The 25,877-nt window shown below is 62.9% G+C and carries 22 protein-coding genes; 17 read left to right on the top strand and 5 right to left on the bottom strand.

Annotated elements, in window-relative coordinates; translation table 11 throughout:
- Positions 1 to 3: 3 nt before the first annotated feature.
- The 14 genes from BM079_RS11275 (at position 4) to BM079_RS11210 (ending at position 18,773) form a co-directional block, all read left to right on the top strand.
- Positions 4 to 2,223, top strand: coding sequence for a type I secretion system permease/ATPase (locus BM079_RS11275; RefSeq protein WP_090134037.1), 2,220 nt, complete (start codon positions 4 to 6; stop codon positions 2,221 to 2,223).
- On the top strand, positions 2,207 to 3,610 hold the full coding sequence (locus BM079_RS11270) for an HlyD family type I secretion periplasmic adaptor subunit (RefSeq protein ID WP_090134035.1): 1,404 nt from the start codon (positions 2,207 to 2,209) through the stop codon (positions 3,608 to 3,610). The genes BM079_RS11275 and BM079_RS11270 overlap by 17 nt, the downstream gene beginning before the upstream one ends.
- 40 nt (positions 3,611 to 3,650) lie before the next feature.
- Entirely contained in the window at positions 3,651 to 5,003 is a 1,353-nt protein-coding gene (locus tag BM079_RS11265; protein ID WP_139215300.1) for a TolC family outer membrane protein, read from the top strand.
- On the top strand, positions 5,000 to 6,925 hold the full coding sequence (locus BM079_RS11260) for a bifunctional diguanylate cyclase/phosphodiesterase (RefSeq protein WP_090134031.1): 1,926 nt from the start codon (positions 5,000 to 5,002) through the stop codon (positions 6,923 to 6,925). Before BM079_RS11265 ends, BM079_RS11260 begins: the two co-directional genes overlap by 4 nt.
- A 53-nt stretch (positions 6,926 to 6,978) precedes the next feature.
- Positions 6,979 to 7,641, top strand: a complete 663-nt coding sequence (locus tag BM079_RS11255) for a transglutaminase-like cysteine peptidase (RefSeq protein ID WP_217639678.1) — start codon at positions 6,979 to 6,981, stop codon at positions 7,639 to 7,641.
- Positions 7,642 to 7,771: 130 nt separating this feature from the next.
- Positions 7,772 to 8,986 carry an aspartate aminotransferase family protein gene (locus BM079_RS11250; protein WP_090134029.1) on the top strand — a complete coding sequence of 405 codons (1,215 nt, stop codon included), beginning with the start codon at positions 7,772 to 7,774 and terminating at the stop codon, positions 8,984 to 8,986.
- A 13-nt stretch (positions 8,987 to 8,999) separates the two neighbouring features.
- Positions 9,000 to 10,046, top strand: coding sequence for an arginine N-succinyltransferase (locus BM079_RS11245; protein ID WP_175489674.1), 1,047 nt, complete (start codon positions 9,000 to 9,002; stop codon positions 10,044 to 10,046).
- Positions 10,040 to 11,101 carry an arginine N-succinyltransferase gene (astA, locus tag BM079_RS11240; RefSeq protein ID WP_090134024.1) on the top strand — a complete coding sequence of 354 codons (1,062 nt, stop codon included), beginning with the start codon at positions 10,040 to 10,042 and terminating at the stop codon, positions 11,099 to 11,101. Before BM079_RS11245 ends, astA begins: the two co-directional genes overlap by 7 nt.
- 31 nt (positions 11,102 to 11,132) lie before the next feature.
- The gene (gene astD, locus BM079_RS11235) at positions 11,133 to 12,650 is read left to right on the top strand and encodes a succinylglutamate-semialdehyde dehydrogenase (protein WP_380059425.1); all 1,518 of its coding nucleotides are present in this window, start codon (positions 11,133 to 11,135) and stop codon (positions 12,648 to 12,650) included.
- Positions 12,651 to 12,662: 12 nt separating this feature from the next.
- A complete protein-coding gene (astB, locus tag BM079_RS11230; protein WP_090134021.1) occupies positions 12,663 to 14,030 on the top strand; it encodes an N-succinylarginine dihydrolase in 1,368 nt (455 codons plus the stop codon).
- A 111-nt stretch (positions 14,031 to 14,141) separates the two neighbouring features.
- Positions 14,142 to 15,200 (top strand): NAD(P)-dependent alcohol dehydrogenase, encoded by a 1,059-nt coding sequence (locus BM079_RS11225; protein WP_090134018.1) that lies wholly within the window; start codon positions 14,142 to 14,144, stop codon positions 15,198 to 15,200.
- Between the two features lie 99 nt (positions 15,201 to 15,299).
- Positions 15,300 to 16,244 carry a carbohydrate kinase family protein gene (locus BM079_RS11220; protein WP_090134016.1) on the top strand — a complete coding sequence of 315 codons (945 nt, stop codon included), beginning with the start codon at positions 15,300 to 15,302 and terminating at the stop codon, positions 16,242 to 16,244.
- Positions 16,245 to 16,541: 297 nt separating this feature from the next.
- Positions 16,542 to 17,978 (top strand): ethanolamine permease, encoded by a 1,437-nt coding sequence (eat, locus tag BM079_RS11215; RefSeq protein ID WP_090134014.1) that lies wholly within the window; start codon positions 16,542 to 16,544, stop codon positions 17,976 to 17,978.
- 72 nt (positions 17,979 to 18,050) lie between these two features.
- The gene (locus BM079_RS11210; RefSeq protein WP_090134011.1) at positions 18,051 to 18,773 is read left to right on the top strand and encodes a type 1 glutamine amidotransferase; all 723 of its coding nucleotides are present in this window, start codon (positions 18,051 to 18,053) and stop codon (positions 18,771 to 18,773) included.
- Positions 18,774 to 18,797: 24 nt separating this feature from the next.
- Here the strand turns inward: BM079_RS11210 and BM079_RS11205 are convergent, their stop codons facing one another.
- On the bottom strand, positions 18,798 to 19,235 hold the full coding sequence (locus BM079_RS11205; RefSeq protein ID WP_090134008.1) for a cupin domain-containing protein: 438 nt from the start codon (positions 19,233 to 19,235) through the stop codon (positions 18,798 to 18,800).
- A 208-nt stretch (positions 19,236 to 19,443) separates the two neighbouring features.
- On the opposite strand from BM079_RS11205, the gene BM079_RS16735 reads away from it, so the two are divergent.
- A complete protein-coding gene (locus tag BM079_RS16735; RefSeq protein ID WP_175489673.1) occupies positions 19,444 to 19,602 on the top strand; it encodes a hypothetical protein in 159 nt (52 codons plus the stop codon).
- A gap of 38 nt (positions 19,603 to 19,640) precedes the next feature.
- Here BM079_RS16735 and BM079_RS11200 read toward each other — a convergent pair whose 3' ends face one another.
- On the bottom strand, positions 19,641 to 20,678 hold the full coding sequence (locus tag BM079_RS11200) for an FAD:protein FMN transferase (protein WP_090134006.1): 1,038 nt from the start codon (positions 20,676 to 20,678) through the stop codon (positions 19,641 to 19,643).
- A gap of 137 nt (positions 20,679 to 20,815) precedes the next feature.
- Here BM079_RS11200 and BM079_RS11195 point away from each other — a divergent pair, with 137 nt between their 5' ends.
- Together BM079_RS11195 and BM079_RS11190 are read left to right on the top strand one after the other, a co-directional pair.
- Positions 20,816 to 21,772, top strand: a complete 957-nt coding sequence (locus BM079_RS11195; RefSeq protein WP_090134004.1) for an alpha/beta hydrolase — start codon at positions 20,816 to 20,818, stop codon at positions 21,770 to 21,772.
- A gap of 197 nt (positions 21,773 to 21,969) precedes the next feature.
- On the top strand, positions 21,970 to 23,436 hold the full coding sequence (locus tag BM079_RS11190; RefSeq protein ID WP_090134001.1) for a carbon starvation CstA family protein: 1,467 nt from the start codon (positions 21,970 to 21,972) through the stop codon (positions 23,434 to 23,436).
- Between the two features lie 93 nt (positions 23,437 to 23,529).
- Here the strand turns inward: BM079_RS11190 and BM079_RS11185 are convergent, their stop codons facing one another.
- The 3 genes from BM079_RS11185 to BM079_RS11175 all read right to left on the bottom strand — a co-directional run bounded on the left by BM079_RS11185 (position 23,530) and on the right by BM079_RS11175 (position 25,877).
- The gene (locus tag BM079_RS11185; protein WP_090134268.1) at positions 23,530 to 24,321 is read right to left on the bottom strand and encodes a transporter substrate-binding domain-containing protein; all 792 of its coding nucleotides are present in this window, start codon (positions 24,319 to 24,321) and stop codon (positions 23,530 to 23,532) included.
- Positions 24,322 to 24,447: 126 nt separating this feature from the next.
- Positions 24,448 to 25,173, bottom strand: coding sequence for an ABC transporter permease (locus tag BM079_RS11180; RefSeq protein WP_090133998.1), 726 nt, complete (start codon positions 25,171 to 25,173; stop codon positions 24,448 to 24,450).
- A complete protein-coding gene (locus tag BM079_RS11175; RefSeq protein ID WP_090133996.1) occupies positions 25,173 to 25,877 on the bottom strand; it encodes an ABC transporter permease in 705 nt (234 codons plus the stop codon). The genes BM079_RS11180 and BM079_RS11175 overlap by 1 nt, the downstream gene beginning before the upstream one ends.

The following is a 25,877-nucleotide window of genomic DNA, read 5'->3' as shown; positions in this document are numbered from 1 at the left end:
AGCTTGGTAGATGAACCGACACCACTTCGCCCGGACCCCGTTGGCGAGAAGGAGAGCGACCCGCTTTTGCAGTCGCTGGTCTTTCTGTCGCGCTATCACGGTGAACCCCGCTCGGGCGAGGTCATCAGTGCCGGTCTGCCGCTGGAAGATGGCCGGCTGACGCTGTCACTCCTGCCCCGCGCGGCCAACCGCGCCGGGCTGTCCGCCAAACTGGTCAGTCAGCGCCCCGACCGCGTGGCCGATATCCTGTTGCCCTGTATCGTGATCCTCAAGGGGCGTCGGGCCGCGATCATGCTTTCGCGTGACAGCGAGCGCAAAAACGCCACCATCTATCTGCCGGAAGCCGACGGCACCCAGGACATCCTCATGGATAGCCTGTGTGAGGAGGCCACCGGGCAGATTGTCTATATTCGCCGTGAACACCGCTTTGACGAGCGTGCCCCGGAGACCATGAAGCTGGCCGAAGGTCACTGGTTCTGGTCGACGCTCAAGCTCTCCACGCCCATCTACCGCGATGTCCTGATCGCTTCCCTTCTGATCAACCTGTTTGCGCTGGCCGCGCCGCTGTTCACCATGAACGTCTACGACAAGGTGGTGCCCAACATGGCCTTCAGCACGCTCTGGGTGCTGGCCAGCGGCATGGGCATCATCGTGGCATTTGATCTTCTGGTGCGTCAGGTACGGGCCTTCTTTCTGGATACGGCCGGGCGCAAGTCGGAGGTGCTGCTCTCCTCGAAGATCTTTGCCAAGGTCATGAATCTGCGCATGGACGCCCGACCCGTATCGGTCGGGGCCTTTGTCAAGAATCTGCAGGAGTTCGACTCGGTTCGCGACTTTTTCACCTCCATGACCATGACCACCCTGGTCGACCTGCCCTTTGCCATCTTCTTTCTGGTGGTGGTCTGGGTCGTGGGCGGGCCGCTGGTGTGGGTGCCCATCATCGCGCTGGTGATTCTGCTGGGGTACAGCATCGTGATTCAGTGGCCCATGAAACGCTCGATCGAACTGGGCTCGCGGCTGGCGACCGAAAAGCATGCGCGACTGGTCGAAAGCGTCGCCGGGCTTGAAAGCCTGAAGCTTGCCAACGCCCAGGGCGACACCCAGCGCCGCTATGAGCGCGCCGTGGGCGAAATCTCCAAGTGGGGCGTCAAGAGCCGCAATCTGTCAACGTCCGTATCCTCGCTTACGATGAGCGTCAACCAGCTGGCCACCGTGGCGCTGGTGATTTACGGCGTCTATCTGATTGGCGATGCACAGCTTTCCATGGGGGCCCTGATCGCGGCCGTCATGCTGACCGGCCGGGCGCTGCAGCCGCTGGCGCAGATGGCGCTGCTCATCACACGGCTGGGCCAGACCCGCAGCGCGATGGCGGCCATCGATCAGATCATGCAGATGCCCGAGGAGGTCGAAGAGGGCAAGAACTACGTGCATCGCGACCGACTGAATATGCGCATCGAGTTCGACCGCGTCGGCTTTCGCTACTCGCCCGAATCTCCTGAAATCCTGCATGACGTGTCGCTGACCATCGAACCCGGCGAGCGGGTGGGCATTATCGGCCGCATGGGCGCCGGCAAGAGCACCCTGCAGCGCATGATGACCGGGCTCTATCGTGCCAGCAGCGGCAGCCTGCGCATCGACGGACTGGACATCAATCAGCTCCACCCGGCCGACGTGCGCCGCCATATCGGCCATGCCGGTCAGGACAGTGCGCTCTTTTTCGGCACCATTCGCGACAACATCACGCTGGGTCAGACTCACGCCAGCGATGAGGCCATCCAGCGCGCGGCGGACGTTGCCGGCGTGACCGAATTTACCCGTCATGATCCGGACGGGCTGGACCGCCAGGTCGGCGAGGGCGGTCGGCTGCTCTCCAGCGGTCAGCGCCAGTCGGTGCTGATGGCACGGGCGCTTCTAATCCGCGCGCCGCTGCTGCTGCTCGACGAGCCGGGTGCCCACCTGGACAACCGCGCCGAGGCCAGACTGCGGCGGGTACTCATGGACATGCCGCGCAGCCAGAGCGTGGTGCTGGTCACCCACAAGAGCTCGATGCTCGAGGTGGTGGACCGCCTGATCGTGCTTGATCAGGGCCGCATCATTGCCGATGGTCCCAAGGCCAGTGTGCTCAAGGCGCTCAACGAAGGTCGTGTCCACGCGCCGGGTAACGGACCGGGGCCGACAGCGACCAGTGCAGATCCGGAGGTGCGCCATGGCACTGCTGGCTAGAAAGGGACGCTGGCCGCGTCCGGGCGGCCACGAGCTGGAGCTGGCCGACGATGCCAGTGCCGCCATGCTGCTGGCCACCCCCTGGCGCTCGCGTATTCTCCTGTGGGTGCTGCTGGCAGTGCTGGGGGCCTTTATTGCCTGGGCGGCGCTGGCCCACGTCGAGATCGTGACCCGGGGGACCGGCCAGGTGGTGCCCTCGACCCGTCTGCAGACCATTCAGAACCTGGAAGGCGGGATCGTGCGCGAGCTCTACGTCCGTCAGGGCGATATCGTCGAGCCCGGCCAGCCGCTGGCGCGTATCGATCCGACCCGCGCCAGCTCCGATCTTGCCGAGCGGGAATCCACCCTGGCGGGGCTTCAGTCCATCCTCGCCCAGTATCAGGCCGAGCTGTCGTCGGTGGCCATCAATGCTGACGCCGGCAGCTGGCAGGAACAGGTTGTGATCACTTCACAGCCGCCCGAGTTCGATGACGCGTTTCGCTCGACCAATCCGGCGCTGGCCGACACGGCAGAAGAGGGTTATCGCGAGCGCATTGGCGGGCTGCGTACCCAGCTCGACCAGGCGCGCGACCAGATTTCACAGCGCAATCAGGAGCTCAGTGAGCTGCGCTCGCGCGTGGCCAGTCTGTCACGCAGCTATCAGCTGGCCAGTCAGCAGCTGGCGATTACCACGCCGCTGGTGCAGGAGGGGGTCGTCTCCCGGGTCGATCTGCTCGAGCAGCAGCGCCAGGTCAATGACCTGCGCGGGGAGCTGGAATCGGCGCGACTGTCGATTCCTTCCAAGCAGTCCGAGCTGCAGGAGGCCATCAGCCGGCGCCGCGACGTGGCGGCCCAGTTCCGGGTGCGCAGCGCCGATGCCCTGAGCGAGGCCCGCAGCCGGCTGGAGAGCCAGCAGCAGGGGCGGGCCAGCCTGCAGGACCGGCTCGACAGGACGCTGGTGACCTCGCCGGTGCAGGGCAGTGTGCGCACCATCAACGTCAATACCGTGGGCGGCGTCATCGAGCCGGGCGCGAGTCTGATGGAGATCGTGCCCATCGAGGATCAGCTGCAGATCGATGTGCGCATCCCGCCGCGCGATATCGGCTTCATTCATCCGGGGCTGCCGGCCACGGTCAAGCTGTCGGCCTATGATTTCACCATTTATGGCGGGCTCAAGGGTGTGGTGCAGCGCATCAGCCCGGATACGGTGCAGGATGAAAAGGGCAACAGCTTCTATGAGGTCACCGTGGTGACCGATCAGAGCCATCTGGGCAGCGATCGTAATCCGATGACCATCATTCCCGGCATGCAGGCCAGCGTCGATGTGATCACGGGCGATCAGACCATTTTGCAGTATCTGCTCAAGCCGATCTTGAGAGCACAGCAGGGCGCCCTGCGTGAGCGTTGAGGTGGTAACACCCAAAAATGAAAAAAGGGATCAGGGGGTCATGATGAAAAAGTGGTGGGCCGGGCTCTATGCGCTCTCACTGGCAGGAGCGGCGCAGGCACAGTCGCTTGATGACGCCGTGACGCAGGCCATCATGGAAAACCCCATAACGCGCACGGAAGTCGCCCGTTATGCCCAGTTCAGGGATGACGCCCGCGCGCAGCGGGGCGCCTGGCTACCGTCGGTGGATCTCGAAGCACGCGCCGGGCGTGGCCGCAATGAAAGCGAGGTCAACGGCCTGGACCGCTCCAGCGACGCGCACAACTATCGCCGCGGCTCCATCACGCTCTCCCAGCTGATCTGGGACAACAATCGCACGCTGGAGCGGGTGCGAAACGCCGACAGTCAGATCGACTATCAGCGCTGGGAGGTAGCGGCAGCGGCCAATCGGGTCGGACTGGCCACCATCGAGAGCTATCTCGATGTGCTACAGACCCAGCGGCTCGTGGAGCTGGCCGAGCGCAATGTCGATACCCACCAGAACATTGCCGCCGACATTCGTCGTCGCAGTGAGCTGGGCGCTGGTACGGCCACCGATGCCAGTCAGGTGGACGGACGTCTGGCACGGGCGCAGTCCAGCCTGATTGCGGCCTATAACAATCGTGAGGACGCCATCTCCTCTTTTGTGCGCCTGGTCGGTACGCCGCCTCGCGATCTGATGCTGCCGGGGGAGGTCGATCTGACCCCCGTGCCTGATGACCTCGAGCAGGCGCTGGCCATGGCCAACGAAAATAATCCCATTCTGCTGGCTGCTCGTCACTCGGTGACGGCCGCCGGTCATGAGGTCGGCGTCGAGCGCAGTGATTTTCTGCCCGAGCTGCGCTTTCAGGCCAGCCGAATGACCAGTCGGGATTATGACTTCGAGGGCAGTCGGGCCAATGACTGGAACGCCGAGCTGGTCATGTCGTGGAATCTCTATCGCGGCGGCAGCGACATGGCGCAGCTGCATGCCCGCCAGCACTCGCTGGAGGCCGTGCAGTACGACAGCGACCGCGCCCTGCGTGAGGTGCGCGACGAGCTGCGTCTGGCCTGGAACGCTCGCGATTATGTGAGCAGTCAGCTCCCTTATCTGGCACGGCACATGAGCGCCAGCGAGGAGACCCGGGTCAACTACCGTAAACAGTTCGATATCGGTCGTCGCACCCTGCTGGACGTACTGGACAGTGAGACCGAGCTCTATAGCGCCCAGCAGGACCAGCTGCAGGCACGTTTTGCCCTGATCCGCGCACAGTATCGACTGCTGGCCGTGACCGGCAATCTTCTCGATACCCTCCAGATCAACGTCGATCAGGGCAACGTTGATGGAGATCAGCTGCTTGGAACAAGCAGCAGTACCCCGGGGGATGCCACATGAGTCTCTTTCACCGCCTGGTGGCCGGCGTTGCCGTTTTGCTGCTGATCTTTTCGATCGGCATCTTTGCCATCAATGTACATTATGCGCGGCAGTCGCTGCTCGACAGCCAGCGCATGGAAACGTCCAACATGACGCAGGGACTGAGCCTGGCGCTGGTACAGTTCATCGAAAAGGGGGACTGGACCAGTGTGCGCACGCTGATGCAGGCCACCTCGGATGGCAGCTTCATCGATACGCTCAAACTCGAGGCAGTGGGTCTCGAAAAGCCGCTGGTGGTGCAAAATCCCGGCACCACGCTGGCGCCGGACTGGTTTCAGGCACTGATCTCACTGCCCCGGCTCTCCAATCAGCGTGAAATCTCCGGTGGCTGGTCGCCGCTGGGGACCATCATGCTCGAGGCCGACAACAGCCTGCCCTATAACCAGCTCTGGAAGCTTGGCCTGAGCCTGTTGCTCTGGCTGGTCATCGGCATGGCACTGACGCTGGTCGTCTGTGCACTGGGGTTCCGGCGGCTTTTGTCCCCGCTGCATCGCCTGTCCCACTATCTGGAAACCCTGCAGATCGAGGGCTACGCACAGCCGGTGGCGTCGACCCGCGTTCAGGAGCTTCAGGGCATCACTCTGGCCGTCAACCGACTCAGCGCCCGACTCAACGATCAGTTCGAGGCCCAGACGGCTCAGGTCATCCGGCTGCAGCGCATGGCCGAGCAGGATGCGGTCTCGAAACTGGGCAACCGTGCCTATCTGACCCGCATTCTGGACGAGTGGCTGGCAGCACCCGAGGGCGGTGCGCTGGTGATTCTGCGCATCGATCATCTTGCCGAAATCTATCGCCGCGACGGCTTCGTGGCGCGCGATGACACCATTCGCGCCATCGGGACATATCTGACGAGCATGAACGTGCAGGCGCTGCCCATCCAGTCGGCCCGACTCTCGGCCGAGGAGTTTGCCCTGATCCTGCCTGACGTCAGCGACGCCCGTCGCGAGGAGCTGCTGGTCACGCTGCTGGATCGCATCGACGACATTGTCGATGCCAACCCGCTTCACGACGAGCGGGTGCATCATGTGCGGGCCGGGGTCATGATCCGCGAGCCGGGACTTCAGCGGATCACGATACTGTCAAAGGCCGACAGCGCCCTGCGCGAGGCCGTCGAGACCGATCAGCGCTGGTATGTGGCGCCGCGCGAATCCCGCCACAACGAGCGCAGTCGTGGCGACTGGCGCATGGTCATCGAACAGGCGCTTTCCGAGCATCGGGCGATCTTTGTGGCCCAGCCCGTCATCCTCAATAACGGCGAGGAGCTGCATCGCGAGCTCTTCATGCGTCTGAAGGAGGGCGACGAGACCCATCTGGCCTCGAGCTTTTTGCCCATTGCCCGACACTTCGGCATCGGCTCGCAGCTGGATCGCTACGTGCTGCAGTGGCTGAGTCAGCACGGTCACGATCTTGATTGCCGCCTGGCCGTGAATCTGACCACGGACCTTGTCGGCAGCAATGACGAGGTCGATGCCCTGATCGAATGGCTGAGGGCACATCCGGCACTGGCGGCGCGGCTGGATATCGAGGTCACCGAAGAGAGTGTTCTGCGCTACACCGATAATGTACAGCGCCTGTTCCGGGTGGCCTGGCATCTTGAAGGGCGCGGCGGCATCGACCGCTTTGCCCGCGACCTGAACTCCCTGCCGATTCTGGGTCGTCTGCGACCGGATTACGTCAAGATCGATCAGACCTTCTTCGTGCGTGATGACGTCGACAACGAGTTTCTACACAGCCTGTGCATGGCGGCTCATCAGATCGAGGCCCTGGTAATCGTCACGCGCGTCGAGTCCGAGGCGCAGCGGGCGCTGGTCACCGATATTGGCGCCGACGGCTATCAGGGCTATCTGGCCCCGGCGGTGACGCTGGCACCCGAGGTTCATTGATGGGTGCGCCTGCCGATAGAGTGACATGAGCCTTTGACGGGGAACGTCTACTGATGATGTGGCGATGGTGGCGGTGGGGCGCGACAGCGCTGCTGGTGATGGCCCTGCCGGCTTCGGCCGGCATGCTCTCCGGCGCCGCCATTCCTGCCACCGCTGCCATCGAGAGTCGCTATGGCGCCATCGGTCTGGCCCGGGTCCAGCAGTGGCAGGCGCTGATCACACGGCTGCGCGGCCGGCCGGTGGCGGCGCAGCTGGCCGGGGTCAACGATTTCTTCAATCGTCTCGATTTCGTCGATGATCTCGACATCTGGCGTGTCGAGGACTACTGGGCAACGCCGATCGAGTTTCTGGGCATCGGGCGCGGTGACTGCGAGGAGTTCGCGCTGGCCAAGTATCTGACCCTGCGCGAGCTGGGGGTGCCCGATGATCAGATGCGCCTTCACTACGTCAAATACGTGCCCTATGACCAGTTTCACATGGTGCTCTCCTGGGCCGCCAGTCCTCAGCAGATGCCGGTCATTCTCGACAATATCGACAAACGCATTGCCCCCGCTGTCTCCCGCCGGGATCTGATCCCCATCTACAGTTTCAACGGCAGCAGTCTCTGGACCTCGACCGCCTCCGGCGAGGAGGCTCCGGCGGGAGGCGCCAATCGTCTGAGTCGCTGGGAAAACTGGCAGGTGCGCGTGCGCGACGGCGTCATGCGGTCGCCCTGAGAGGGCAGCGTACCGGCCACCCCCTTCGATCATGGTCTGCCCCCTGCCTTTTGACGCGCTCCTCTGCGTATACTGAGGGGTCTGTCAGCGACGTCCTGTCGCTTGATGTGTTCGTCAATGGAGACCTGTCATGAGCTGGACCCCCACCCGCGAAGCCTTTGATCAGTATATGCTGCCCAACTATTCACCCCAGAAGGTGATACCGGTGCGCGGCGAGGGTAGCCGCCTGTGGGACCAGGAGGGTCGCGAGTATATCGATTTTGCCGGCGGTATCGCCGTCAACGGTCTGGGCCACTGTCATCCGGCGCTGATGGCAGCCCTGAAGGCCCAGAGTGAAAAGGTCTGGCACCTGTCCAATGTCTACACCAACGAACCCGCCCTGAAGCTGGCCCGCACGCTGGTCGAGAAGACCTTTGCCGACAAGGTGTTTCTATGCTCCTCGGGGCTAGAGGCCAACGAGGCAGCGCTGAAGCTGGCGCGTCGCTACGCCCACGACACGGCCGGCGAACAAAAGCATCGTATTGTCTCCTTTCGCCAGTCCTTTCACGGCCGCTCCTTTTTCACTGTCAGCGTCGGCGGCCAGCCCAGGTACTCCCAGGGGTTCGGGCCGGTGCCCGGGGGCATCGTGCACGGTACCTACAATGATCTCGACAGCGCCCGCGAGCTGATCAACGACGAGACCTGCGCGGTCATCGTCGAGCCGATGCAGGGCGAGGGCGGCGTGACGCCGGGAACACCCGAGTTCCTTGAAGGCCTGCGCAAGCTCTGTGACGACCACAAGGCCCTGCTGATCTTTGATGAGGTCCAGTGCGGTGTCGGTCGCAGCGGTCATCTGTACGCCTATATGCACTACGGCATCACTCCCGACATCCTGACCTCGGCCAAGGCGCTGGGCGGCGGTTTCCCGATGGGCGCGATGATGACCACCGATGAGGTCGCCCGCGTGTTTGTGGTCGGCACCCACGGCTCGACCTACGGCGGCAATCCGCTGGGATCGGCAGTGGCGCTGGCGGCGGTGGACACCATCAGCTCGCCTGAAGTCCTTCTGGGGGTCGAGGCGCGCTCGCAGCGCTTCCGCGAGCATCTGCAAAAGCTCAATGAGAAGTACGACTGTTTCAGCGACATTCGCGGTATGGGGCTGCTGCTGGGCGCCGAGTTCAAGCCCTCCTTTGGCGAGCGCGGCCGCGAGGTACTGGCAGCCGCCACCGAAGAGGGGCTGATGCTGCTGGTGGCCGGCCCCAATGTGTTGCGCTTTGCGCCGTCACTGGTCATTGAGATGGAGGTCATCGACGAAGGCATGGCGCGTCTTGATCGTGCGCTGGCGAAGGTCGTGTCCAACGACTGACGGGAGCACGGTCATGTCATTGATTGCACGCAGCGCCACACCCGATGACGTGGAGGCCATTCTGGCCATGGCGAAGGCGGCTCGACCGGCGCTGACCAATCTGCCGGCCGACCGTGAGCGTCTGTCAGCGCGTCTGGCCTCGAGCCGGAAGGCGCTGGCCGACGCCATTGAGCGTCCCGGCGACGAGCAGTATGTGCTGGTCGCCGAGACCGACGCGGGCGAGGTGATCGCTACGGCCACGGTCAAGGCGCTGGCAGGTGCCCGCGAGGCCTATTACACCTATCGCCGCGAGACGCTGATCCACGCCTCGCAGCAGCTCGATGTGCGTCGCGAAGTGGACATTCTGTCCATCTCGCACGAGATGTCGAACGCCTCGCTGCTGTGTGCGCTGGCCACCACCGATCATGCCCACGCCGACCACGCCCGGGCGCTCCTGCGGGCGGCAAGACTGGCGCTGATCGCCCGGTTTCCCGAGCGCTTTGCCCCGACGGTGTTCGTGGCACTGTCCGGCTATCGAGACGCCGGGCGTACGCCGTTCTGGGATGGCGTGGGCCGGCATTTCTTCTCGCGGGATTTCGACGATATCCACCGGGCCGCCAGCCTGGGGTCGAGAAGCTTCATCGGTGAGGTCATGCCGCCGTTTCCGCTCTATCTGCCGCTGCTGGACGATCAGGTGCGTCAGGCCATCGGCCGCGTCGGGGACAACCACTCCAATGCGTTCGAGGTGTGGCAGCGGCAGGGCTTTATGCTGTCGCGCCATGTCGATCTGCTCGATGGCGGGCCGCTGCTGAAAGCCTCGCGTAACCATCTGCCACCCGGTCAGTGGCTGACCGTTCAGATCGGCGAGACGGCCGAGGACGGCGTCTGTACCGAAGCGCTTTTGATCGCCAGTCAGCGTACGGGTGATTTCAGGGCGCGGGTGGTGGCGAAAACCATCAACGAGCGCGGGCAGTGCGTGCTGGATGCCGCAAGTGCTAGGGCGCTCGCGGTGGCGGCAGATGAGCCCGTGCTGGCGCTTCCCATGGGGCAGGCGGGCAACAGGGAGAGGCTGTCATGCTGATTCGTCCCATCGAGGCCGGCGATATCGATGCCCTGCAGGCGATTGCCGTCGAGACCGGTCCCGGCTTTACCTCCCTGCCGGACAACCGTGACTTTCTGATCGACAAGATTGCCCATGCCCGCGAGAGCTTCGAGCGCTCGCACGACGCCTCACAAGAGGCGCTTGATGCGGCGCTCTATTTTTTCGTGCTCGAGGATGACAGCCAGCCGGCCGACAGCGCCGAGCGGCTGGCCGGCTGCTGCGCGATCGAGGCGCGTGTCGGGCTCGAGGCACCGTTTTATCACTATCGCATCGGTCAGCTGGCGCATTCGTCGAACCATCTGGAGCTGCATCGAACGCTGGATACGCTCTTTCTATGCTCGGATCACACCGGCTCTGCCGAGGTGTGCTCGCTCTACCTGCGGCAGCGCTGGCGCGGTGAGGCGCCGCGTCCGATGCGCAACGGCACCCTGCTGTCGCGAGCGCGCTGGCTGTTCATGGCCGGTTTTCGCGAGCGCTTTCCGGACCGGGTGCTGGCCGAAATGCGCGGTCACTTTGATGACGAGGGCAAAAGCCCGTTCTGGGAGGCGCTGGGCCAGAAGTTTCTGCCCATCGAGTTTCAGCGCGCCGATCATCTGACCGGCATGGGCGAGAAGGGCTTTATTGGCGAGATGATGCCGCGCCATCCGATCTGTACCTCCTTTCTGCCGGCGGCGGCGCGGGCATGCATCGGTCAGGTGCACACCCAGACGCGGCCGGCGCTGGCGATGCTCAACCGCGACGGACTGCGATTCGAGGGCTACATCGACATCTTTGACGGCGGCCCGACCGTGGAGGCCTACATTGATGATGTGCGCTCGATCCGCGACAGTCACACGGCCCGGGTGGTCGTTCACGCCGGACTCGAATGTGACGAGCGACCTGGCTGGCTGGCGGCCACGACCGGCGCAGCCGTCGACTTTCGCGCCGGCTGGGTCGGGCGCGGGCCGCAGAAGGATGTGATCGCCCTGACGCCGGAGGAGGCGCAGCGGCTGAACGTTGCAGAAGGGGACACGCTCAGGCTGCTGGCGACCTGAGCACGCCATGTTCACGGAGGATGAGATGAGTATCGAGATCACGCAGCAGCTTCTGGTGGGCGGGCAATGGGCGCCGGGGGAAGGCGAAGTGTTCGACAAGCATGACCCGGTCAGCGGCGAGCGACTCTGGCAGGGGCATGGCGCCACTGCCGAACAGGTGGATCACGCCATCAAGGCGGCGCGTCGGGCTTTCCCCGACTGGGCGCGACAGCCGCTTGAGGCGCGCATTGCGCTGCTGGAAGCCTTTCGCGAGCGTCTGGAGCATCACCGCAGCACGCTGGCCGATACCATCGCCCGGGAAACCGGCAAGCCACGCTGGGAGGCCGGCACCGAAGTGCAGGCCATGATCGGCAAGATCGCCATCTCCATTGCGGCCTGGCATGAGCGCACGCCCACGCGCGTGCGGGACAACGCCGGCGTGCGCGCCGTGGTGCGCCACCGCCCGCACGGTGTAATGGCGGTCTTTGGCCCCTACAACTTTCCCGGGCATCTCCCCAACGGCCATATCGTGCCGGCACTGCTGGCCGGCAATACAGTGGTGTTCAAGCCCAGCGAGCTGACGCCGGCCACGGCCGATCTGGTGCTCACCTGCTGGCAGGAAGCCGGGCTGCCCGACGGCGTGATCAATCTGGTTCAGGGGGGCATCGAAACCGGTCAGGCACTGGCCGGTCACGCCGGTATTGATGGACTGCTCTTTACCGGCAGCGAGGGCACCGGCCGGCACCTGCACGAGGGCATGGGCGGTCGGCCGGAGACGATGCTGGCGCTTGAGCTGGGGGGCAATAACCCGCTGCTGGTGCACGACGTACCGGAGGCGCTCGAGGCGACGGTGCTGACCATCATTCAGTCGGCCTACCTGTCGGGTGGCCAGCGCTGTACCTGTGCGCGGCGCCTGCTGGTGCCGGAAGGCGAGCCTGGCGATCGCCTGATCGAGGCCCTGCGCCGCAGCCTTGCCACGCTGGTGGTAGGGCCGCAGTTTGACGGTCTCGACGGCCACGGTGAGCAGGAGCCTTTCTACAGCGGCCTGGTGTCCTCTGCGGCGGCGCAGAAAATGCTTGATGCCCAGCATCAGCTTGAATTGATGGGCGCGAGGGTGCTGTCGCGCATGGCGCTCGTGAAGGAAGGCACCAGCCTGGTCTCGCCGGGGCTGATCGATGTCACCGGCATCGAGGTACCGGATGAGGAGTACTTCGGGCCGCTGCTGAAAGTCACCCGTTATCATGACTGGGAGAGCGCCATTACCGAAGCGAACAATACCCGCTTTGGACTGGCAGCCGGTCTTATCGGCGGTACGTCCGGGGTCTGGGAAGACTTTGTGCTGCGCATCCGCGCCGGCATCGTCAACTGGAACCGCCAGACTACCGGGGCCGCCAGCGATGCGCCCTTTGGCGGCGTGGGTGCCAGTGGCAACCATCGCCCCGGCGCCTGGTATGCCGCGGACTACTGCGCCTGGCCGGTGGCCTCCATGGAAAGCGACACTCTGGTGCTACCGGATCAGTTGCCGCCGGGCATCACGCTGGGCGGTTTCGACGGCGAGCAGGCTACATGAGGTAAAGGCGACATGGATAAAACGCTCGAGATCAATTTCGATGGCCTGGTCGGGCCGACGCACAATTACGGCGGGCTGGCCCGTGGCAACCTGGCCTCACAGCGTCATGCCGGACTGATCTCCAACCCGCGCGAAGCGGCGCTGCAGGGGCTCGAAAAAATGAAGGCATCCGTCGATGCCGGCTTTGCCCAGGCGGTGCTGCCGCCGCAGCAGCGTCCCGACATGAGGTTGTTGCATCGTCTCGGCTACCGCGGCGCCCCGGAGGACGTTCTGCCCCGGGTGGGCAGCGAGTCGCCGGAGCTCTTGTACGCGGCCTGTTCAGCGGCAGCGATGTGGACCGCCAACGCCGCCACCATCACACCGTCACGCGATACGCTGGATTCCCGCGTCCACCTGACGCCTGCCAACATGCAGTCAGCGCTGCATCGCTCGATCGAGGCCGAGCAGACCGCGCGAACGCTTCAAGCAATTTTTCGTGATGAGCGATACTTTGCCCATCACCCGGCACTGCCCGCCACGCCCTGGTTTTCCGATGAGGGTGCGGCCAACCATACCCGGTTGTGCGCTCACCACGGCGGACCTGGCGTGCACCTGTTCGTGCATGGTGACCCGGCGCCGGACACCGTGGCCGCCCCGCAGCGTCATCGCCCGCGTCAGACGCTCAGAGCCTGTCGGGCGCTGGCGCGTCAGCACGGCCTGAGCGATCAGCAGACTGTCTTTGCCCAGCAGCACCCGGCGGCCATCGATGCGGGCGTGTTTCACAACGATGTGATCTGCGTCGGCAACGGCCCGGTACTGCTTTATCACGAGCGGGCCTTTTTTGATGAGCGTGCGGTGCTGGAGGCGCTGCGTGACCGTCTGGCGGCGCGCGCCGACGGCCAGCCGTTGATTCCCATCCGGGTGCCCGAGGAGGCCGTCACGCTCGAGGCTGCAGTGGCAAGCTATCTCTTCAATTCCCAGCTTCTGAGTGCCGAGGACGGCAGCATGACGCTGGTCGTGCCAGGAGAGTGCGAAAGCGATGAATCGGTCTGGATGACGATCCAGAGCCTGCTGCTGGGCGGTAACAACCCGATCAGCGAGGTAGTGGTACGTGACGTCAAGCAGAGCATGCGCAACGGCGGCGGTCCGGCCTGCCTGCGTCTGCGCGTGGTGCTCAACGAGGCCGAACGACAGGCCATGAGCGGCCGGGTCATGCTGGATGACGAGCTGTACCAGGTGCTCACCCGATGGGTCGAGCGCCACTATCGCGATCGTCTGGCACTGGAGGATCTGGCCGACCCGCAGTTGGCGCATGAGTCGCTTATGGCGCTGGACGAACTCACGGGGCTTTTGAAGCTGGGGTCGATCTATCCCTTCCAGCTGGAAGGCGCCGCAGAGTAGGCCCTGCGGTTCATAAGACCATGGTGGTAAAGCGCTAGCGCCCGCTGGCACTGACACTGCAGGACAGTCCATTACAAGGGCAGCTCATCAACGCGGCAGGGAAGTCACGACATGAAGGCAAGGGCACTGGTACTGGAGCGTCAGAACGAGCTGGCGCTGCGCGAGATCGAACTGCCAGGCGAGGTCGGCCCGGACGAGGTCCGCATCAGTATGCACACCGTCGGCATCTGCGGCAGCGACGTCCACTTCTATACCCACGGACGCATCGGTCCCTTTGTGGTAGAGGAACCGATGGTGCTGGGCCACGAGGGCTCGGGGACCGTCACCGAGGTTGGCGCCAATGTGACCACGCTCGCTGCCGGGGATCGGGTCTGCATGGAGCCGGGCATTCCCGAGGCGACTTCGCGTGCTTCGAAGCTTGGCATGTACAACGTCGATCCGGCGGTACGCTTCTGGGCGACGCCGCCAGTACATGGCTGCCTGACGCCCGAGGTCATCCACCCGGCGGCGTTCACCTTCAAGCTGCCGGACAACGTCTCTTTTGCCGAAGGGGCGATGGTCGAGCCGTTTGCGGTGGGCATGCAGGCCGTGGTCAAGGCCCAACTGCAGCCGGGCGATACCTGCGTGGTCACCGGCTGCGGGCCGATCGGCCTGATGGTGGCGCTGGCGGCGCTCGCCTCGGGCGCCAGCCGGGTGGTGATCTCCGATGTGGTCGATGACAAGCTTGAGATCGCGGCAGGCTACGAGGGGCTGATTCCCGTCAACGTCGCCCGTGAATCGCTGACCGAGCGTGTGGCTGAGCTGGCCGGCGAAGGCTGGGGTGCCGATGTGGTGTTCGAGGCCAGCGGCAGCCCGCGGGTGTATGACGATGCGCTGGCGTGTGTCCGCCCGGGCGGTGCTCTGGTGCTGGTCGGCATGCCGGTCGAGAAGGTCAGCCTGGATGTGGTCGTTGCCCAGACGAAGGAAGTGCGCATCGAGACGGTCTTTCGATACGCCAACGTCTATGACCGCGCCATCGAGCTGATCGCGTCGGGCAAGGTCGATCTCAAACCGCTGATTATCGAAACCTTCGATTTCGAGCAGAGCGTTGAAGCCTTTGATCGCGCGACCGAGGGCCGGCCCTCGGACGTCAAACTGCAGATCCGCGTTGCCGACAACGGTCAGCGCTAGCCGGCGGGCCCGGCAGGCCGCCATGGTCTGCCGGACCACGACGTCAGGGCCCGGGTGCGTTAAGCTTGGCGCTTTTGCGAACTGTTGTGGAGAAGCCCGATGTTTCTGGTCTGCGGTGAAGCCCTTTTTGACTTCTTTTCCGACGAGGGGCAAGTCGCCCCGAATGCTTCATCGCTGTCGTTCACGGCCGTGGCGGGCGGCTCGCCCATGAATGTGGCCATTGGACTGGCACGCCTTGAGCGTCAGTCTGCCTTTTTTACCGGACTGGCCGGCGATGCGCTGGGCGAGCGGCTGCGTGCGGTGCTCTCCAGCGAGTCGGTCGATACCGATTACATGGTCGAAATTCCCGGCAGTGTCACCACCCTTGCCATGGTCACCCTTGATGACAGTGGGTCGCCTCGCTACGTGTTCTACAACCAGAGCGGCGCCGATCGCATGCTGGAGACGACGCACCTGCCGGCCAGTCTCGAAACCGTGCATGCCATCCATGTCGGCTCCTATGCGCTGGCCGTGTCACCGACCAGTGAAACGCTGGAGGCGCTGGTGGCTCGTGAGCGCGACCGCTGCCTGATCTCGCTGGACCCCAATATTCGTCTCAAGGTCGAGCCCGACGTGGCGCGCTGGCGCGAGCGCATCGATACCTTCGCCGGCCATGCCCATCTGATCAAGATCAGCGATGAAGACCTTGCGGCCCTCTATCCGGAGCAGGCGCCCGAGAACGTGATCCGCGGCTGGCTGGGTGAGCGCTGCCCGATGGTCATCATGACCCGCGGTGGCGACGGCGTGACGCTGTTCACGAAGGACGATACCGAGTCGTTCACGCCCGAAAAAATCCGGGTAGTAGACGCCGTCGGCGCCGGCGATAGCTTCATGGCGGCCCTGCTGGCCTGGCTCGACGAGCAGAAGCTTGCCACGCCCGAAGGTCCCGGACAGCTGACGCAGGATCAGCGTCGTGACATGATCGAGTTTGCCATGCGTGCGGCGGCGCATACCTGTCAGCAGCGCGGCCCTGACCTGCCGCGTCGTCATGACATTGTCAACTGACACTCCGTACCGCTCTGATCCGGCAAGGGGGCATGTCTCATCGCATCATCGTCATGCTGGCAGGCGTCATGCTTTCGACCGTGGCACTCGCGCCTTGCACGACGACGCTTGGGCGTCTTACAAGGCACCGTAGGCCCATGAGGCGACTTGCCTCTCGCCGGATTCGCCTGAGCAGGGCATGATGACAGAAGGTCCGGTTCAACCCTGAGTCGTATCCGGAAATAGAGTCGTCTGCGGGCGGCTCACACAGTGTGATCAATAACAGCAGACCAATAACAACAATCGCGAGGTGTCGTCATGACACAGGATACGAAGCACGACAGCGGCGTTCGTCACGACGCCGTGGCAGACGATTACCTGCAAAAGCGCCAGCTTAAAAGGGGCGCCGCCGGCTGGGTGCTGCTGGCAACGCTTGGGGTCTCGTACGTGATCTCCGGTGACTTTGCTGGCTGGAATCTGGGCATCGGCGTGGGCGGCTTTGGCGGCATGCTGATCGCCACCGTGCTGATGGCCATCATGTATACCGCCATGGTGCTGTCGCTGGCGGAACTTTCCTCATCGCTGCCGACCGCCGGCGGCGGCTACAGCTTTGCCCGTCGCGCCATGGGGCCCTGGGGTGGCTATATCACCGGCACGGCCATTTTACTTGAATACGCCATTGCCCCCGCCGCAATCGCCATTTTCATCGGGGGCTACGTCAATTCCCTGATCGGGCTCGACGGGCCGCTGGTTTATGCCGCCTTTTACATCGTCTTTGTGGGGCTGCACCTGTGGGGGGCGGGTGAGGCGCTGCGGATCATGATGGGCGTGACGGCGCTGGCCGTGATCGCGATCATCGTGTTCATTGTCGGCATGCTGCCGCACTTTGACAGCACGCGTCTTTTCGATATCGCTCCCGGTGATGCCGCAGGTGCCTCTGCCTTTTTACCCAACGGCTATCTGGGCATCTGGGGGGCGATCCCCTTTGCCATGTGGCTCTTTCTGGCGGTCGAGGGCGTTCCGCTGGCCGCCGAGGAGTCTCGGCATCCCGGTCGCGACATGCCGCGCGGCATCATTGCGGCCATGGCCGTGTTGCTGGTCTTTGCCTTTTGCATGCTGCTGCTGGCGCCGGGGGGTGCCGGTGCTCTTGCCATGAGCACCTCGGCAGCACCGCTGGTGGATGCGCTCAACGCCGTATATGGACTGGGCAACTGGGCGGCGAGTTTCGTAAACCTGATCGGCCTGTTCGGACTGATCGCCTCGTTTTTCTCGATCATCTTCGGCTATTCCCGCCAGGTCTTTGCCCTGTCGAGAGCGGGTTATATTCCCCGGATACTGTCGATTACCAGTCGCCGTGGGGCGCCGATACTGGCATTGGTGGTGCCTGGCGTGATCGGCTTTTTGCTGTCCCTGACCGGTCAGGGCGATCTCATGATCACCATGGCCGTGTTCGGCGCCACTATCTCATATGCCATGATGACCCTGTCGCACTGGCTGCTGCGTACCCGTGAGCCGGAGCTTGAGCGGCCCTACCGAACCCCCGGCGGACGCTGGACCTCCGGGTTGGCGCTGGGACTTTCCATCATCGCCTTTATCTCGACCTTTGTGGTCAGCCTGCAGGCCGCACTCTGGGCGGGGCTTTTCTACGCCATCATGCTGGCCTGGTTTGGTTTCTATAGCCGCAAGCGGCTGGTCGCGCAGGCTCCGGAAGAGGAGTTCGACGCCATTGCCAGCGCCGAGGCGACGCTGAAATGATGTTCAATAACTGCATTGGATAAAAAGGGTTCGATCAGAGAGCCTGATGATATGAAAAGGATGCAAGAGCGCATGAAAGTCGGTCTGCTGCAGTGTGATGATCTGGCCCCCCATGTGGCCCGCGTGCATGGCAATTATCCGGCCCTGTACGCGGGCCTTTTGCAGGCGGTGGACCCTGCCATCGAATTCGTGACCTGGCGCATCCATGATGGCGAGCTACCCACTGATCTCGATGTGGTGGATGCCTGGTTGATTTCCGGCAGCAAGGCTGGCGTCTATGAGGATCATGGCTGGATCGAGACGCTGCTGACGCTGATTCGTCGTCTCTACGCCGACAATCGAACGCTGGTGGGGATCTGTTTTGGCCATCAGGCAATGGCGCAGGCGCTGGGCGGGCGTGCTGGTAAAAGCGACCGCGGCTGGGGCGTGGGGGTGTCGTTCAATACCGTGACAGGACACAAATCCTGGATGATGCCCTGGCAGGGAGGGCTGGATCTGATCGTCAGCCATCAGGATCAGGTGCTGACCCTGCCGGAGGGCGCCGAGGTTCTGGCCGAAAGCCCGTTCTGTCCCTTTTATCTGTTGCAGTACGGTCCTCGTTTCATGAGCGTTCAGGGGCATCCCGAATTCTCGAAGGCGTGCAGCGCCGATCTGATGGCAGACAAGAGTGAGAAACTGCCGGACCGTCGCCGCCGTGAGGGCATGGCCTCGCATCATGCCCCGGTCGACGACCATGTCATGGCGCGATGGATCGTCAATTTCATGCGCGAGGGTGCGGGGCTGGCGTCTTCGTAAGAGCGTTCGTCACGGCGTCTTCATTCAATTCGAAACGTCGTTTTCGGGCACCGGTATCAGTCCATAGCGGCGCATGATCGCTTCCATATCTTCAGGGGCGGGGGCACCCGTTTCAATCAGCACTGCCAGCTCACGAAAGTAGTCCGGCCCCAGAGCACCAGGGGTGAGCATGCACAAGCAGCGCGCCGGTTCATCGCCGACATTGTGAAAGCTGTGTACTGCCCCGCGAGGGATAAACAGGGAGTCATCGGGGCCAATATCGATATCTTCGCCTGCCACGTGCAGGGTAAGTCTGCCCTCCAGGCCCAGTATGGTCTCGTCCCAGCGATCGTGATAGTGGGCGACCGGCATGCGTCCGCCGGGCAATACCGTCATGCGAAAAAGATCAAGTTTCTCCTCCGTTGTTGCGTGACTTTCGTAAAATTCGAGAGTCATTCCGCCGATCGTGATGGTCTCCAGCATGAGATGTGTTCTCCGGATGAGGTGGTCCCGACAATAACGGGAGAGGCTAACTCTCCCGTCATGACCATTGAGCCACATCAGGATGGGCAAGAGAGTGCGGTGTTCAGGTCGGCATTGGCCAGTCGCTGCTGTCGGTGAGCCTGAAAGGGCTATAGATGCCTGATCACCCAATATTCCCATTGCCTGAGCCCCGCCGGGCAGTGCGGCGATGTCGCCCATCAGCGAGGCCATGATGGCGGCAGGGTTGAGTGCCGGCGGCAACAGGCTGAACGCTTCGTCAAATGACGGCGCGGCAGAAGAACACTGCTCGAGTATTGGCGCGCCTCATGACAGTGCGATGGCGATCCGGTATCGCCGGGTAACGTGATGCTGCGTTGCGTTACCCGGGATAGACGCAGGCGTATTCTATTTCAGCGTTAACCGATCCGTCTCGCTGAGTGCTTTCGTACGGCTATCGGTGAAGTCTTTCTCTCCGCGGCGTTCGATGAGATAGACCGGTAGCCCCTCCCGGTCGGCCACTTCGGTGCCCTGTTCACGCCCCAGGCAGAGCATGGTAGTGGCCCAGGCGTCACTGACGGCGGCTTCATGGCCAAAGACGGTGGCCGAGACCAGATCGTGGGTGACGGGGGTGCCGCTGCGCGGGTCAATGATATGTCCATAGGCATGGCCGCTGTCATCGAAGTAACGACGGTAGGTGCCGGAGGTGTTGAGCGACAGCCCCTGACGGTCGTTGACGGTGACGACATTGCCGGTACGACGCTCACCCGGTGTGGGGGTTTCGATCCCGACTCGCCAGGGCTCGTCGTCGGGCTTGGCACCGCGGATGCGCATGTCGCCGCCCAGTTCGGCCAGGTAATCGTGAATGCCGTGAGATTCCAGCATCGCGGCGATCTGATCGACACTGTACCCCTCGCCCATCGAGGAGAGATCGATGGAAAGCTCCGGGATCGTCTTGCGAATTTTCCCGGCATCGGCATCGATCTCAAGATGTTCGAGGCCGACATGGGTCATCGCCTCGCGGATGGCCGCATCAGTGGGTACCTGGAAGTTCTCGTTTTGAAAGCCCCAAAGATCGAATAGCGGTGCCACCGTTGGGTCGTAGCAGCCCTGCGAGCGTTCATTCACCATACGTGCGATCTGCAGCAGATGGATCACCTCGGGCGGCGCCGCCTGCCAGTCGGTTGTACGGCTGTCGTTGAATCGTGAAATCCAGGAGTCATCCCGATAGGTTGAAATGTCCTGATCGATCTTCCGGAGTACCCGGGTCAGGTCGGCGTCGATGTCGCCACGGTCGGGAGCATCCTCGCTCCACCACTTGATGTGATAGGTGGTGCCCTGCGCTTCCCCCTGGGCCAGCTCGATTTCGGGTATGCGATCGCAGCCAGCCAGCAGCAGGGCAGCGATGACGGCGGAGGTGACAGAGGCAGGTGCGCGTATGTTCATGAGCAACCATTGACAGAAATGAGGCCGTGTTTACGACCGGGACGGTGGTGAACGGGCCATCCATTGTGCGTGATCGCGACGCACAGCTCCATTCGGGTTACGCTGAGGGCTTGTCGCCACCTCGGAGGAGGGAAGATATGCCATTGGATTCGCAGTTTGGACGCTGGCTGCAGGACGCGGCCGATAACGCACCGGATGTCAGCGCCATGAGCGCTGCCGAGCGTCGCGTTGTTGCCGATCAGGCCAACATGAAACTTCAGCGCCCGCCACTGGCGTATCCCGTGGCCGAAATCCGCAATCTCGATATTCCCGGCCCGAACGGGACCATGCGGCTACGACTCTATTATCCCATCGTGCACGGTTCGAGCACTTCACGGCCGATGACGCTCTTTTTCCACGGTGGCGGTTTCGTGACCGGGTCTCTGGCCAGCTATGACGTGATCTGCCGCGCCCTGTGCCGGGCGTCGAAAACCATCATCGTCGCAGTGGACTACCGCCTGGCACCGGAGCACCCCTTTCCGGCTGCGCCAGAGGATGCGCTTGCCGCGGTGCTCTACATTGCTACGCATGCCGCAGGTCTTGGCGGCGACGCCGAGCGGCTGGCGCTGGCCGGTGACAGCGCCGGTGCTCAACTGGCGGCGCTGACCGCCATGCGCCTTCGTGACGAGGGCGGGCCGGCGCTGCGCGGTCAGTGCCTGCTCTATCCCATGCTGGACTTTCAGCAGGAGGGCATGGCCTCGCTGACGCAAAATGCCAGCGGCTACGGCTTCACACGAGAGGCCCGTGACTGGTATATCGCGCAATACCTGCCGGATGAGGCGGCGCGTCATCATCCCTTCAACACGCTGCTTGAGCATCAGAATCTGGAAGGGCTGCCCCCGGCGCTGGTCGTGACCGCCGAGTTTGATCCGGTTCGCGACGAGGGCGCGCGTTATGCCGAGCTGCTGGCCGGGCAGGGCGTGCTGACGCGTCACAGCCACTATTACGGCATGATCCACGCCTTTATTCGCCGGCTCGGCCAGCACGTGCAGGCTGACCAGGCGATCGACGAGTGCGGCGTCTGGCTCAGGCGCGTGCTGACCGCTGCCGATTGAAGCCTCTCCTGACATCGGTCCATGTGTCCTCGAATGATTACGACCTTGGTCTATAAAACCAAGGTCCATCTGTTGACGGTCCCGGCGTGTGAATAAGCTCTGCAGGTTACAAAAACCTCACAGATAACCGTGGCTGCGCAGACCGGATCATCACGATCCGGGATATGGCGTGCGCAGGGGTCAAGGAGAGTATTGCAATGATGACCTTTCTGGCAGGGATCGTGCTGCTGGTGGTGGGGTATTTCACCTACGGCAAATTCGTTGAGCGCGTCTTTGAATCCAACCATCGTCGTCCCACGCCGGCACACACCCTGCGCGACGATGTCGACTATCTCCCCATGGGGACCAAGCGCAACGCGCTGATCCAGCTTTTGAATATTGCCGGTGTCGGACCCATTTTCGGGCCGGTTCTCGGCGCGCTCTACGGTCCGGTGGCCTTTATCTGGATCGTGGTGGGCTGCATCTTTGCCGGCGCCGTACATGACTACCTCACCGGCATGATCTCGATTCGTAACCATGGCGCCCACCTGCCGCAGCTGGCCGGCAAGTTTCTGGGCCGGATCATGAAGCACGTGGTCAACTTCTTTGCGCTGCTGTTGCTGTTGCTGGTGGCGACCGTCTTCGTGACGGCGCCGGCGACCCTGCTGGCCAACATGCTGCCGGTATCGCTGACCATCATTACGCTGGCGATCTTTGCCTACTATCTGCTGGCCACACTTCTGCCGATCGACAAGATCATCGGCCGTATCTATCCGTGGTTTGGCGCGCTGCTGCTCTTCAGCGCCGCCGGCATCGGCATCATGATGATCATTCGCGGCGCGCCGATTCCGGAGCTCAGTTTCTCCAACATGCATCCGGATGGCGCGCCGATCTTCCCGCTGCTGTTTCTGACCATTTCCTGCGGCGCGCTGTCGGGTTTTCACGCCACCCAGACGCCGATCATTTCGCGCACGACCGGCAACGAGAACAACGGGCGCAAGATCTTTTACGGCATGATGATCACCGAAGGTGTGATCGCCATGATCTGGGCAGCGGCGGCCATGAGCCTGTTCCACGGTGACACCAGCCTCTCGCAGGTGCTGGCGCAGGGTGGCCCGGCGGCCGTGGTCCAGAGCGTCTCGGTCAATCTGCTGGGCGCCGTGGGCGGTACGCTGGCGGTGCTGGGTGTCATCGTGCTGCCGATCACCTCGGGCGACACTGCGTTTCGCAGTGCGCGCATGATCATTGCCGACTATCTCCACATCGGTCAGCGGCCCATGGCAAAACGCATCATGGTGGCAGCGCCCCTGTTCGTGATCTCCTACGGTCTAACCCACATGGACTTTACGCTGTTGTGGCGTTACTTCTCCTGGGCCAACCAGACCACTGCCGTCATCGCGCTCTGGGTCGCTACCATGTATCTGATCCTGGCCAAAAAGGCTTACTGGATGACGCTGCTGCCGGCGCTATTCATGACCATGGCCACCTTTACCTACATTGCCTGGGCGCCGATCGGCTTTGGTCTGCCGCTGACCGTGGCCTATGTGGTGGCCGCACTGGGCACTGCCGCGGCGCTGGCGCTGTTCATCAAACGGGTGCGTCGCCTGTCGGGCGGCATCTTCGCGGTGGACGAGCCGGCAGAACCGGGTGCCAGAGGCCTCGAGCTTAACGGCGTACCGGCCTGATCCCTTTCGTATCTGATCGCTGGACAGTAAAAAGCCCCGTCATGGACGGGGCTTTTTTCATGCAGCTTATTGCGAGGGGTGCTGGCTCGTGGCTCAGTCGTCGCTGGCCTGCGGGGCGCTGGTGCCATCCTCATTGAAGTATTTGTCGTGAATCTCATCGTAGGTGCCGTTGGACTTCAGCGTCGCCAGTGCCTGGTTGAATTTGTCGGCAAGCGCCTTGTCGCGCTGGCGGAAGGCGATACCAAAGCCATCACCAAAGTACTTTTTCGGCTCGGTCATCATCTTGCCCAGTGTCTTGTACTCGCCGTCCTTGAGCAGCGCGGCCTGACCAGTGGGGTAGTCAAGGAAGGCAATGTCCAGACGCCCGGTTTCCATGTCGACGGCCACATCATCCGCGCTGGCATAGCGCTGGATGTTGGCGACATCGCCAAATTTGTCGGTCACGTAGTTGTCCTGCACCGTACCGCGCTGAACGCCGATGTTCCTGCCTTTCAGGTCATCGGATTCAACACCTTTCATGCTGGTGTCGGTGGGCGCAAACCAGGCAGATGGCGGCACCAGGTACGGGTCAGAGAACAGCACCTGCTGACGGCGCTCGTCGTTGATGGTCATCGAGGACATGATGGCGTCGAACTTGCGTGACATGAGCCCCGGAATGATACCGTCCCAGCCCTGTTCGACCCAGTTGCACTGAATTTCGGCCTGCTTGCACAGGGCGTTGCCCAGTTCGATATCAAAGCCTGCCAGCTCGCCGGAGGGCGTACGATACTCCATGGGCACGTAGGGGATATCCACGCCGATGCGTACCGTGTCGTAATCACGCGCCTGTGCCGAACCGGCAGCGATGGCTGCCCCCAGCAGTGAAACCGTCAGTAGTCTTTTCATCATTGTCTCTCTTTTATGGGACTGCCCGGTGCACCGGGTCAACGCTGGATTATCACCATGATCACCCCATTGGATGCAAGCGCTGTAACAGCGTGTAAGAGATGGTCATGATGACAGAATAGGCGCTCAGCGCGGCTTTAAATGGGCCAGCATGCGCTTTTCCAGCAGCCTGAAAACGCCCTGAATGGCAAAGCTCAGCACCATATAGCACAGTGCCACGAAGATGAACGCCGAAAAGGGTGCGTAATAGCGCGAATAGATGTTGTAGGCCACGCCGGTCAGATCGGCAATGGTCACAACGCTTGCAATCGCGCTGGCGTGCAGCATGAAGATGACCTCGTTACCGTAGGCCGGCAGAGCGCGGCGCAGGGCGCTGGGCAGAATGATGCGGCGATAGGCCAGCAGTGGCGACATGCCGTAGGCGCGTGCGGCCTCGAGCTCGCCGCGGGGCGTGGCCTTGATCGCCCCGTAAAAGATCTCGGTGGTATAGGCCGCGGTGTTGAGCGTGAATGCCAGCAGGGCCGGGTAGAGCGGGTCCCTGATCAGCGGCCAGACCACGCTCTCCTGAATGCCGGGAATAAAGGCCAGCCCGTAATAGGCAATATAGAGCTGGATCAGCAGCGGCGTGCCGCGAAAAATCCACGTATAGACCCAGATGCTCTTGCTGAGCAGCCGGCTCGGGCTGGCACGGCCGATCGCCAGCGGCACGGCCAGAAACAGTCCGATCACCAGCGAAATGAAAACCAGCTGGACGGTGTTGACGAAGCCGCCCCAGTACTGGGCCAACGTTGAAGGGGTAAAGATGGCGTTGTCACTCAGCCAGGGGGCGAGGGACTGCAGCAGTTCCTGCATTACGGCGTCTCCTCGAATCCGGCGTTATAGCGCTTTCGAAGCCACTGCATGACGATTTCCGACAGCGACGTGATGACCAGATAGCCCAGCGCGACCGGGATCATGAACAAAAAGGTCTGGTGGGTGGCTCGGGTGGCCTCGGCCGCCACGCGGACCATGTCGGACAGCCCGATGATTGAGACCAGCGCGGTGGTTTTCAAAAGCACCATCCAGTTGTTGCCCAGCCCTGGCAGGGCGTGGCGCATCATCAGCGGAAAGCGGATGCGTCGGAACAGCAGCCAGCTGCTCATGCCAAAGGATTCGGCGGCCTCGACCTGGCCCTGATCGACGGCCAGAAAGGCGCCGCGAAAGGTTTCGGCCATGTAGGCACCAAAGATCAGCCCGATGGTAATCACGCCGGCCACGAAGGGGTCGACGTTGATAAAGATATCCAGCCCCCAGCGGTCATAGATCATGTCAGTGATCTGATTGATGCCGATCTGGGCGCCGTAAAACAGCATCATCATCAGCACCAGGTCGGGCACGCCACGGATGATGACGGTGTAGAGCACAGCTGGAAGCCGTAGAACAGCATGTCTCGAGAGTCGGGCGCTGGCGGTAGCAAGTCCCAGCACGACGGAGACCAGCAGCGACAGGACGGCCAGCTCCAGGGTCAGCAGGGCGCCCTCCAGAAGACGGGGGCCATAGCCCTGAAAATCGATCAT

It is taken from the genome of Kushneria avicenniae (genome assembly GCF_900112585.1).
Lineage (GTDB): Bacteria > Pseudomonadota > Gammaproteobacteria > Pseudomonadales > Halomonadaceae > Kushneria > Kushneria avicenniae.
This window is presented reverse-complemented; position numbering and strand designations above follow the sequence as displayed.

Excerpts from the sequence above, each read along its gene's own strand:
- BM079_RS11270 (WP_090134035.1), top strand. The coding sequence starts at position 2,207 with ATGGCACTGCTGGCTAGAAAGGGACGCTGGCCGCGTCCGGGCGGCCAC.
- BM079_RS11265 (WP_139215300.1), top strand. The coding sequence starts at position 3,651 with ATGATGAAAAAGTGGTGGGCCGGGCTCTATGCGCTCTCACTGGCAGGA.
- BM079_RS11260 (WP_090134031.1), top strand. The coding sequence starts at position 5,000 with ATGAGTCTCTTTCACCGCCTGGTGGCCGGCGTTGCCGTTTTGCTGCTG.
- BM079_RS11255 (WP_217639678.1), top strand. The coding sequence starts at position 6,979 with ATGATGTGGCGATGGTGGCGGTGGGGCGCGACAGCGCTGCTGGTGATG.
- BM079_RS11250 (WP_090134029.1), top strand. The coding sequence starts at position 7,772 with ATGAGCTGGACCCCCACCCGCGAAGCCTTTGATCAGTATATGCTGCCC.
- BM079_RS11245 (WP_175489674.1), top strand. The coding sequence starts at position 9,000 with ATGTCATTGATTGCACGCAGCGCCACACCCGATGACGTGGAGGCCATT.
- astA (WP_090134024.1), top strand. The coding sequence starts at position 10,040 with ATGCTGATTCGTCCCATCGAGGCCGGCGATATCGATGCCCTGCAGGCG.
- astB (WP_090134021.1), top strand. The coding sequence starts at position 12,663 with ATGGATAAAACGCTCGAGATCAATTTCGATGGCCTGGTCGGGCCGACG.
- BM079_RS11225 (WP_090134018.1), top strand. The coding sequence starts at position 14,142 with ATGAAGGCAAGGGCACTGGTACTGGAGCGTCAGAACGAGCTGGCGCTG.
- BM079_RS11220 (WP_090134016.1), top strand. The coding sequence starts at position 15,300 with ATGTTTCTGGTCTGCGGTGAAGCCCTTTTTGACTTCTTTTCCGACGAG.
- eat (WP_090134014.1), top strand. The coding sequence starts at position 16,542 with ATGACACAGGATACGAAGCACGACAGCGGCGTTCGTCACGACGCCGTG.
- BM079_RS11210 (WP_090134011.1), top strand. The coding sequence starts at position 18,051 with ATGAAAGTCGGTCTGCTGCAGTGTGATGATCTGGCCCCCCATGTGGCC.
- BM079_RS11205 (WP_090134008.1), bottom strand. The coding sequence starts at position 19,235 with ATGCTGGAGACCATCACGATCGGCGGAATGACTCTCGAATTTTACGAA.
- BM079_RS16735 (WP_175489673.1), top strand. The coding sequence starts at position 19,444 with ATGTCGCCCATCAGCGAGGCCATGATGGCGGCAGGGTTGAGTGCCGGC.
- BM079_RS11200 (WP_090134006.1), bottom strand. The coding sequence starts at position 20,678 with ATGAACATACGCGCACCTGCCTCTGTCACCTCCGCCGTCATCGCTGCC.
- BM079_RS11195 (WP_090134004.1), top strand. The coding sequence starts at position 20,816 with ATGCCATTGGATTCGCAGTTTGGACGCTGGCTGCAGGACGCGGCCGAT.
- BM079_RS11190 (WP_090134001.1), top strand. The coding sequence starts at position 21,970 with ATGATGACCTTTCTGGCAGGGATCGTGCTGCTGGTGGTGGGGTATTTC.
- BM079_RS11185 (WP_090134268.1), bottom strand. The coding sequence starts at position 24,321 with ATGAAAAGACTACTGACGGTTTCACTGCTGGGGGCAGCCATCGCTGCC.
- BM079_RS11180 (WP_090133998.1), bottom strand. The coding sequence starts at position 25,173 with ATGCAGGAACTGCTGCAGTCCCTCGCCCCCTGGCTGAGTGACAACGCC.
- BM079_RS11175 (WP_090133996.1), bottom strand. The coding sequence starts at position 25,877 with ATGATCGATTTTCAGGGCTATGGCCCCCGTCTTCTGGAGGGCGCCCTG.